This window comes from Thermogutta sp., assembly GCF_014359955.1.
GTDB lineage: Bacteria > Planctomycetota > Planctomycetia > Pirellulales > Thermoguttaceae > Thermogutta.
In genome coordinates this window covers 1-8468 of record NZ_JACIYL010000116.1, presented here as the reverse complement: position 1 = coordinate 8468, position 8468 = coordinate 1, and the positions used below count along the sequence as shown (strand labels likewise).

General features: G+C 63.8%; 9 protein-coding genes. 8 read left to right on the top strand and 1 reads right to left on the bottom strand.

All coding sequences use genetic code 11. The features are described from left to right. A partial coding sequence (locus H5U08_RS05555) for a hypothetical protein (RefSeq protein ID WP_297031094.1) occupies nucleotides 1-235 on the bottom strand: 235 nt, incomplete at its 3' end. A gap of 18 nt (nucleotides 236-253) precedes the next feature. Here H5U08_RS05555 and H5U08_RS05550 point away from each other — a divergent pair. The 8 genes from H5U08_RS05550 to H5U08_RS05515 all read left to right on the top strand — a co-directional run. Then, on the top strand, nucleotides 254-793 hold the full coding sequence (locus H5U08_RS05550; RefSeq protein ID WP_297031092.1) for a helix-turn-helix transcriptional regulator: 540 nt from the start codon (nucleotides 254-256) through the stop codon (nucleotides 791-793). Further along, on the top strand, nucleotides 793-2727 hold the full coding sequence (locus H5U08_RS05545) for a trypsin-like peptidase domain-containing protein (protein WP_297031090.1): 1935 nt from the start codon (nucleotides 793-795) through the stop codon (nucleotides 2725-2727). The genes H5U08_RS05550 and H5U08_RS05545 overlap by 1 nt, the downstream gene beginning before the upstream one ends. 38 nt (nucleotides 2728-2765) lie before the next feature. After that, a complete protein-coding gene (locus H5U08_RS05540; protein ID WP_297031088.1) occupies nucleotides 2766-3047 on the top strand; it encodes a hypothetical protein in 282 nt (93 codons plus the stop codon). A gap of 23 nt (nucleotides 3048-3070) precedes the next feature. Beyond that, on the top strand, nucleotides 3071-3628 hold the full coding sequence (locus tag H5U08_RS05535) for a hypothetical protein (RefSeq protein WP_297031086.1): 558 nt from the start codon (nucleotides 3071-3073) through the stop codon (nucleotides 3626-3628). A 69-nt stretch (nucleotides 3629-3697) separates the two neighbouring features. After that, nucleotides 3698-4945, top strand: coding sequence for a GNAT family N-acetyltransferase (locus H5U08_RS05530; protein ID WP_297031084.1), 1248 nt, complete (start codon nucleotides 3698-3700; stop codon nucleotides 4943-4945). Nucleotides 4946-5023: 78 nt separating this feature from the next. After that, a complete protein-coding gene (locus H5U08_RS05525; protein WP_297031082.1) occupies nucleotides 5024-5530 on the top strand; it encodes a helix-turn-helix domain-containing protein in 507 nt (168 codons plus the stop codon). Then, nucleotides 5502-7175: a hypothetical protein gene (locus H5U08_RS05520; RefSeq protein ID WP_297031080.1), complete on the top strand. Its 1674-nt coding sequence runs from the start codon at nucleotides 5502-5504 to the stop codon at nucleotides 7173-7175. The genes H5U08_RS05525 and H5U08_RS05520 overlap by 29 nt, the downstream gene beginning before the upstream one ends. 84 nt (nucleotides 7176-7259) lie before the next feature. Then, a partial coding sequence (locus tag H5U08_RS05515) for a phage portal protein (protein WP_297031079.1) occupies nucleotides 7260-8468 on the top strand: 1209 nt, incomplete at its 3' end.

The following is an 8468-nucleotide window of genomic DNA, read 5'->3' as shown; positions in this document are numbered from 1 at the left end:
CCTTCGTCATGCTTGCAATTAGTCCACTTCGTGTGCTATACTGGGCGGCGTCGTAACCGAAACCCCGAAGTACCACGTGGGCAGGTCGATCTCGTGCCAACTCTTTGGTCGAAAGTCTGAGCGGGTTCTCCGACAGCGTTTGGCTTTCCCGGCAGAGATCGCCTGCCTCCTTTTGACGTCCTAGTAGTGTACAAATGAACACCTTCACGCGTTCGCTGGATTGGTAGGGACCCATACCCCAACGGAGGCCGTCGTGATCTCGCCCGCCCTTGCTGAAAAAGTCCGTTCTCTCCTTGTCGATCACAGGATGAGCCAGCGGCAGGTCGCCAGGCTCACCGGCGTCAGTCGCGCCACCGTGAAGGCGATCGCCTCGGGCGAATGGTTTGAACGCTATCGCGCCCGACACGGTCGCGACAACACAACGCCGACCCTTGCACGCTGTCCGGAATGCGGCGCGATGGTGGAAATGCCCTGCCGCGCCTGCGAAGTACGGCGGCTCAAAAAGGCTGGTCGAATTCGGCCACTCGCCGCCACTGAAGATGGACCGCCCCGCGTGGAACTCCGCGGCCCGGAGTATGCACGCTATCTGGAAGTCCGCGCAGCGGCCCTCGCCCGAGGAGAACCCGATGCCGACCCCGCCTGGTCACCTGACGGCGATTCCGACGACACCTACCTCGACGACGATCCCTTCATCGATCTGGAATCTCCCACCGAAGCCGAACTCGCCAGCCTTGCAGGCGACGATTGGATGGAAGCTCTCGTTCTGCCGAACGCACTGCGGAGGGCCGCCTGATGCACACCGTCCGTCTTCATGTCCCCCTGAACCAGGCCCAGGAATGGATCCGCGATGGCGATCTGCTCCTCTTCCGCCGGCGGGGTCTGATCGCGGCGGTCGGTCGCGGAGAACACTCCCATGCAGCCCTCGCCGGATGGTGGGGCGAAACACTCTGCTGCCTGGAAGTCCGTGCCCTCTACGGTGGCCGAGTCGTCACCCTGGCCAGTCAGGTCAATCGCTACCCCGGCCGAATCGACGTGTACCAGGCCGACCCTGACGGCCGCTGGCCCGAGTTCGATCGCCAGCAAACCGTCCAGTTCATGCTCCGCTACGCAGGAGAGCGCTACGGCTACCACAGGATTCTCCGCGTCGCGCAGTATCATGTTCCGTTGATTCGGCTTTTCCGTCGGCCCAGGCTGCACGATACGGAATCTCCGTTGTCCCGCCCGTTTTGCAGCCAGGCGTGCGTGACGGCCACGCGAGTCGGTGGGGGCGTGGATCCCGTGCCCCAGTTGGCCGACGAAGCGACGGAACCAGCCGACCTGGCGCGGAGCCCCTTTTACCGTTACCGCGCCACGCTCGTCCCTGACGACGAACCCGCCGATTGTCCACCGCGAAACGTCCCAACCCGACGCTCCCGGGGAATCTGTTCCTGGATGGGAGTTTTTCTTGTGGGACTGGCGGCCATCGCGATTGGCCTGGGTGGATGGCAACGGCGCGCACAGGCCCAGGGATGCGCCCAGGGTTTTTGCCCTGCGCCCGCTGCCCCCTACTCATCCAGCGCGGACCTTCCACAGATCGTTGGCAGCGGCACTCCTGGGAGCCTGCCGAGGGACTCGCTCCCCACCAGGTCCGTCGCCCGAATCGAAAACAGACTCGCCACGGGGATGGCCGTTTACGGCTCAGGCGTGCTCATCCACAAAGATGACCGGTGGGGCTGGATCCTCACCTGCGACCACCTTTTCCGCGAAGGGGTCGGCCGACTGACCGTGTGGTTGCCCGACCGTTCGGCCTACGCCACTTACGAGGGCCGCCTCATCGCGCGGAGCGGCCCCGACGATCTCGCCGTGGTCGGCATCGCATCACCGCCCAATACGCCGGCCGCCGTTGCCGAGACGGTTCCCCGGCCAGGTGATGTCGTCGCGCTGGCAGGGTTCGGGCCCAACGGATCACTGAGAGTGGCCCAGGGGGCAGTCCTCGGCTATGTCCAAACGGCCGGCAGTTCCGCCGTGGAAACGCTCCAGATCCGTGCCGCTGCTCGCGACGGCGATTCCGGCGGACCGATCCTCGACAGCTCAGGTCGCGTGGTGGCCATCCTCTGGGGAACAGACGGCTACCGCACCGTCGGCACTTATTGCGGAAGAATCCGCCAGTTTCTCGCCGGGATTTTCGGTGATCAGCGGCCTGCTCCCCGATCGCCCGAAAACCTTCTCGTACCGATTCCTCCGCAAGAGGCGGCACCCTCTCCATCCGAGCCACCGAGCAACCCGATCGACGGCAGTCAGTCCCCGCCGAATTCGCTGCTGGCGCAACTCCAAGCGCGACTGGAAGAACTCCGCCAGCGCGTGGAAGCCCGATTCGCAAGCGAGGAGCCGTTGAGCGAGCGTCTCAGGCATCTCGAGGAGCGAACCGCGCTGGTGAGCGAGTTGCGGGAACGCGTGGAACGCGCGGAGCGGGTCGTCGGCGCGGAAAATATTCGGGCAGTGATCCGGCAGACAGCCGCCGATCTTCTCGCGGAAAAAGGTCCCGGCTGGGTGGACACCATTCTTCCCGCCGTACTGACGGCCCTGGGATGGACCGGTCCCCCATCCATCGCGCTGGCTTTCGCGGCCCGGCTCGGTTTGAGAATTCTCGAGCGGCGGCTGCGCCAGCGCGTGGCGGAGGCCCTCTCCTCCAAAGAATCAACCGATACGGATGCAAAGTCAGACCAGACCCCATCTCCTTCAAATTGAGAGAGCTGCATCAGCGCGCAGGTGGAGGAACTCGCATCATGTCACCGCTTGATTGGGGGTTTGCCACGGCCCTTGTGACCACTGGCGTGGCCGTGCTTTTACCCTGGATGCTCATGGTCCACGGGCGGCTCGCGGTGGTCGTCAGCAAACTCCAGGATTTGGAAAAACGCATGTCAGCCCTCACCGAGCGGCTGGATAACCTGTGGGATCTGGAACGCCAGCGCCAACGGGATGCCGCCCGCTGGCAAGCCCGGCTGCGGACGCTGGAAGAGCCCCTGGGAGAGATCCCCGAGATTCCCGGCGATTTTCCCGTTTCCTGACCCTTGTGTGGGCAAAGACGACCATGCACATTCGTGATCGGATCAAAGAGTTGCGGCGTGTACGGGCAGGAGATCTCCGGCCCAACCCCCGCAACTGGCGCATCCATCCCGACAAACAGCGTGCAGCCCTCCGCGGCATCCTGGCGGAGATCGGTTACGCCGACGCCCTTCTGGCCCGGGAACTGGCCGACGGCACCCTCGAGTTGATCGACGGTCATCTCCGCGCCGAGACCACTCCCGATGCCGTTGTCCCGGTGCTCATTCTGGACCTCGACGAGCAGGAAGCAGCCAAGTTACTCGCCCTGCTGGATCCCCTGGCTAACCTGGCTGAAGCCGACACCGAAGCACTTGCCGAACTTGCCAGCGACCTGGATCTTCAAAGTCCCGTGCTGCGTGATCTGCTCCATGAAATGATCGCCCTCCCTGGCAATGAGGACCAGTCCCCCGATTCCCCCAGCCTGCCGCAGTCACTCCCGGAGAGCTTTCAGGTGGTGGTGGAATGCGAGGACGAAGACCAGCAGCGCGAGGTGTTCGAGCGGCTCTCCGCCGAAGGATACAACTGCCGCCTGCTCACGCTCTGACCCGGCGCCAGCCGAGTGCAGAGCACCGGCCACTTCAAGCACAAGCCGCGTGATGAAAGGGAAACTCCCATGTCTCAACCGTTCGTGATTGAGTTGACCCTGGAAAATCCGGTGGCCAACAGTTTCCGTGTGGCCCAGGTGGCGGGAATGTTCGACCTCGATCTGCAGAAGGCGTCCCGGGAAACGATCACCCTCACCATTCCCCCGCAGCAAGAGGACTGGCGACTGGGCGTCATCGTGGGGCCGTCGGGAAGCGGTAAATCGACGCTCGCCCGCTGGTTGTTCGGCGATCGGGTCCTCTCCCGTTTTTCCTGGCCCACCGACCGGCCCGTCATCGACGCCTTCCCCGATCTTTCCATCAAACACATTGTGGGTCTGCTCACCACGGTGGGATTCGCCTCGCCGCCGGCCTGGTTGCGGCCCTACCACCTGCTCAGTAACGGGGAGAAAGCCCGCTGCGACCTCGCCCGGGCCCTTGCCTGCTCTCAGACCTGCCCACCCGCGGAAGCCGAGCTCGAGCGCTGGCACCGCCTCCTTCCGCCCGATGCCGACAAAAACCTGCCCCTTGTCGTGTGTGACGAATTCACGAGTGTGGTGGATCGCCATGTGGCCCGGGCCATCGCCGCAGGCATTCAGCGCCGGATGCAGCGTGGCGAGCTGGCCTGCCGCTTCGTCGCCGTCACCTGTCATTACGACATCATCGAATGGCTGGCCCCGCATTGGGTTATCGACATGGCGACGCGGCAGTTCGCAAGGAGGTGTCTTCCACGACCGCCCATCACGCTGGCGATTGTCCCCTGTGGGCGCGAGGCGTGGCGGGCCTATCGCCGTCATCACTATCTGAGCGGCTCGCTCCCCGCCGCTGCCGAATGTTACCTCGCTTTGTGGCAGGGCGAGGCCGTCGCCTTCTGTGCGGTCGCCTCGCAGGTGGGAAACCGCGGTTACTCCCGAATCAGCCGCCTCGTGGTCCTGCCCGAGTACCAGGGCATGGGGATCGGCTCGGCGGTGCTCGACACCATCGCCCGACTGTATCGCCGCCGCGGCCGTCGTATCGGGATCACGACCTCTCACCCGGCCATCATCCGCCATTGCCAGCGCTGCCCACACTGGCGCCTGGTCGCCGTTCGCAAACATGGTTCGCGGGGTGGGGGGAGAAACCTCCCGCAGTACCGCGGCTCGCGGGGTCGCGCCGTCATCTCCTTCGAATACCTGGGCCGACCGGACCACTCCGGCAAAACGTCTCCTATTTCCAGGAACACGCCGAGACCGAGGGAGGATCCGTCGGTGGCCGCGCCGCCGGCCTGCCGTCTCAATTGATGGAGCGGCCTTCGTCGTTTGTCTTTCACACCAACCGGATCGAGCAAAACCCCTTTTATGGCGGGAAGGCCTGAGCCGATGCCCAGTCCGCAAACTGATGCCTCCATTCAAGAGCCCGGTTCCCGGCGCGGTCTGGACGAATTCCGGAAGCGTGAAATCCTTGCCATCCTCAGCGTGGGGTGCAGCCGTCGGACAGCGGCCCGGTATGTGGGGTGTTCACCCTCCACCATCCGCCGCACGGCAGAGCGCGATCCGGAATTTGCCGAGGCCCTTCGCAAGGCCGAAACCAAAGCCCAGATCCTGTTCATGAAAAACATCGCAGCGGCTGCCCGAAAAGAACAGTACTGGCGTGCCGCGGCCTGGGCCCTGGAACGGCTCAATCCCGAGGATTACGGTCCGCGCTCCCCCCAGGCGGTGACGCTGGAACAGATTCGGGCACTCATTTCCGAATTTGCCCGCATCATCGTGGAAGAGGTTCCCATCGCCAGCCACCGCAAGCGGATCCTCAAACGTCTCGATCGCCTCAGCGCGCAGTGGCGGCACGAAGGAGACAACCATGATCCTGGCGAACCATCGGAACACTGACATGGTCCCCCGCCATACCCCGGATTCTAAAGGCGGGCCCGATCTGCCCGATATCCTGCACGACATCCCCTGGATGCCTCAGGCCTTTCGGTGGTTGCGGGAATCGCTCGCCCGGGAACACTCCCGCGCCAGGAAGCGCCTCCAGATGAGCGGTGCTTCCCGCTGCCTTCTGGATTGGGCTCGCTGTTTCCTTCCCCATCACTTCGCTTTGCCGCCGTCCCGGATGCATGAAGTCGTGGCGCGGTACCTGGAACGGGCGGTTGACCACCGCGGCCTGCGGCTGAACGTGCTGGCCCCACGAGGGTCCGCCAAGTCCACGCTGGCTTCGCTGGCCTATCCCCTGTGGTGTTTGCTGGAAGGGCACGAGCCCTACATCTGGCTGGTTTCCGACAGCCGCCATCAGGCCCGGGCACACCTGGAAAACATCAAAAGAGAGCTGGAATCCAATGAACGGCTCAAATCACACTACGGCCGGTTGACCGATCCCGGACCCGTCTGGCGGGCGGAGAGAATCACGCTGTCCTCGGGCGCCACGCTGGAAGCGTTTGGCACCGGCCAGCGAATGCGGGGGCGTCGCCACCTGTCCCATCGGCCCACGCTCATCCTCGCCGACGACCTTCAAAACGATGGCCATATCATTTCTCCCCGTCAGCGGGAACATTCCCGCACATGGTTTCACGGAACGCTGCTGGCGGCAGGGAGTCCCCAGACCAACGTCGTGCATCTGGCCACGGCCCTGCACTGGGACGCCCTGGGTCTCCAGCTCAGCCAGACACCCGGCTGGAAGACCCTGCTGTTCCGTGCCATCGAGCGATTTCCCACACGCATGGATCTGTGGTCGCAATGGGAAAACCTCTACAGCGACCTCCGGGATCCGCAGGCCCCGCAGCATGCACGGGAGTTTTATGAGCGCCATCGGGCGGAAATGGACGAAGGAGCGGTCGTCCTCTGGCCCCAGCGGGAAAACCTCTACCAGCTCATGTGCCAGCGGGCGGAGATGGGGGCCGCGGCCTTCGCCCGGGAAAAACAGAATCACCCCGTCTCCCCGGAATCCTGCGAATGGCCGGAAGACTACTTCGACGAGGCCATCTGGTTCGACGCCTGGCCCGAACATCGCCGCCTGTGCGTCGTGGCCGTTGATCCCAGTCAGGGGAAGGATTCCAGACGAGGGGATTTCTCGGCGGTGGTGGTCCTCATGATCGACACAGCGGGTCGGATGTACGTGGAAGCCGATCTGGCGCGACGCCCCGTCCCGCAGCTCGTTGCAGATACCGTGGCCTGGTGCCGACGCTTCCCTGTGGATGCGCTCGGGGTGGAGGCCAACCAGTTTCAGGAGTTGCTCGCCGAACCGCTGGAAGCGGAGTTCCGCCGTCAGGGGCTTGTAGGGTTTTCACCCTGGATGATCCATAACCACACCAGCAAAGTGGTACGGATCCGACGGTTAGGGCCGTTCCTGGCGCGACGGATGCTTCGCTTCCGGCGGAACTCGGCCGGCACGCGGCTCCTTGTGGAACAATTGCGGATGTTTCCCACGGCCAGCCACGACGATGGGCCCGATGCCCTGGAAATGGCCATCCGCCTGGCCGCCGAACTCCTCCGTTCCCCTGGCGAAACGCATACCATCTCCCGCATGTCGGTGGAATAACACGTCACATTGATAAACCCTCGTTTGCGCGAAATCGATCATCACCATCGCCTGCGTTGTGATCGGCTTCAGGAGACTATACCGATGCCTGTCCGCGACGACCTGAACACTTCCGAGCGCGCTTTGTGGCGTGCTATCCGCAACTTTCTGGAGGCCTGGATCACCGCGGAAAGCGATGATCATGGCGACGGCACGGAGTGGTGGCCGCTGGGGCCGCACGGAGCCGCTGCCTCCCGCGTCCCATACACCAGCGAAAGCCAGCTCGACCAGATCCGCAGTGAGTGCCGTCGCCTCCTCGTGGAAAATGAATTCGCCATCAACGCCCAGGAAAACCGCATCAGCTACGTGGTGGGAACGGGTCATCGCTACCGGGTGGTCGGCCGTACTTCCCAGAGCACGCCGGAAAATCTTCTGCGCTCCGCTCAGACCGTTCTCGACGAATTCCTCCGTGAAAACCGCTGGCACCGCCGTCAGCAGGAGATCATGCTCCGGCTGGATCGGGACGGCGAAGTGTTTCTCCGCTATTTTGCCGGTGATGACGGTCTGCTGCGCGTGCGTTTCGTCGATCCCGAACAGGTGCGCACTCCGTCCCGCTATGCAACCAGGCCCGAACACAGCTTTGGGATCGCCACCGATCCCCATGACGTGGAAACAGTCCGCGGTTACTGGGTGGATGAAAAATTCATCGAGGCTTCGGAGGTTCAGCATCGTCGGGCGAACGTGGATAGCCACATCAAACGCGGACTGCCCCTTTTCTATCCTGTACGGAAAAATCTTCGCCGGGCGGAAAAACTCCTCCGGAACATGAGCGTGGTGGCCGGGCTCCAGTCGGCCGTGGCGCTGATCCGCAAGCACTCCGGAGGACGAAGCAGCGTGGAACGCTTTCTTGCCGATCGGGAAACCCAATCGGCAGCGCCGACGTTTCCCGGCGGCCCACCTTCCGTGGAACACTTCGCGCCGGGCACCATTCTCGATGCCACGGCAGGGATCGAGTACGAATTCCCCGTCGCCGCGATCGATGCCGCCCGCTATGTGACACTCCTCCAGGCGGAGCTGCGGGCGATTGCCAGCCGCCTCGTCATGCCGGAGTTCATGCTCACCAGCGACGCCTCCAATGCGAATTACGCTTCCACCCTGGTGGCGGAAGGACCCGCGGTGAAAATGTTCCAGCGGCTCCAGCAGGAGATGATCGAGGCCGACCGGGAAGTGCTGGAGCGTGCCCTGCGCACCGCCGCGGATCAGGGCCGTTTGCCCGCGAACATTCTCGAGGCCGTCGCCATCGAAGCGATTCCC

Bases quoted from the DNA above. Each gene is read 5' to 3' on its own strand.
- H5U08_RS05545 (WP_297031090.1), top strand. From the start codon at position 793: ATGCACACCGTCCGTCTTCATGTCCCCCTGAACCAGGCCCAGGAATGG.
- H5U08_RS05535 (WP_297031086.1), top strand. From the start codon at position 3,071: ATGCACATTCGTGATCGGATCAAAGAGTTGCGGCGTGTACGGGCAGGA.
- H5U08_RS05540 (WP_297031088.1), top strand. From the start codon at position 2,766: ATGTCACCGCTTGATTGGGGGTTTGCCACGGCCCTTGTGACCACTGGC.
- H5U08_RS05530 (WP_297031084.1), top strand. From the start codon at position 3,698: ATGTCTCAACCGTTCGTGATTGAGTTGACCCTGGAAAATCCGGTGGCC.
- H5U08_RS05525 (WP_297031082.1), top strand. From the start codon at position 5,024: ATGCCCAGTCCGCAAACTGATGCCTCCATTCAAGAGCCCGGTTCCCGG.
- H5U08_RS05520 (WP_297031080.1), top strand. From the start codon at position 5,502: ATGATCCTGGCGAACCATCGGAACACTGACATGGTCCCCCGCCATACC.